At 73.5% G+C, this 607-nt stretch carries 1 protein-coding gene; it reads right to left on the bottom strand.

Going from position 1 to position 607, the window contains the following annotated elements:
- Nucleotides 1–607: ketoacyl-synthetase C-terminal extension domain-containing protein (locus tag V5O46_RS31630; protein ID WP_332888176.1), on the bottom strand; the 607-nt coding region annotated here is incomplete at both ends.

Here is a 607-nt window from a genome sequence, read left to right as displayed (position 1 = left end):
CACGAGGTGGGGTGAGGGCTCCCCCTGAGCGAGGGCGTCGAGGGCCTTGAGGAGTTCGCCGGTGCTGCCGCCCAGGGCGACCGCGCGGTGCTCGAACGCGGAGCGGGTCGTGGCCAGCGCGTGGGCGACCGCCGCGGTGTCCAGGTCCGGCCGCTGATCGACGTATTCACGCAGCTGTCGTGCTTGGGCGCGCAGCGCCTCCGCGGTCCGGGCGGAGATCACCCACGGGACGACGCCCGCCGGTGTGGCGTCGTCCCGGTCCTCGTTCTCCTCGTCCGCCTCGACGGGCGGAGCCTCCTCCAGTACGGCATGGGCGTTGGTGCCGCTGATGCCGAAGGAGGAGATGCCGACACGGCGCGGCCGGTCGAGCGCCGGCCACCGCACGTCCTCCGTGAGCAGCGAGACGGCCCCGGCCTCCCAGTCGATACGGGAGGACGGCTCGTCCACGTGCAGGGTGCGGGGCAGCAGGCCCTGGTCGAGGGCCATGACCATCTTGATGATCGAGGCGGCGCCGGCGGCGGCCTGGGTGTGGCCGATGTTGGACTTCACCGAGCCCAGCCACAGCGGCCGGTCGGCCGGGCGGTCCTGGCCGTACGTGGCGATCAGC

The sequence above is a fragment of the Streptomyces poriticola genome (assembly GCF_036689765.1).
In the GTDB taxonomy this organism is placed as follows: Bacteria; Actinomycetota; Actinomycetes; order Streptomycetales; family Streptomycetaceae; genus Streptomyces; species Streptomyces poriticola.
The sequence above is the reverse complement of the archived record's forward strand: the minus strand, read 5'-3'. Positions and strand labels throughout refer to the sequence as shown.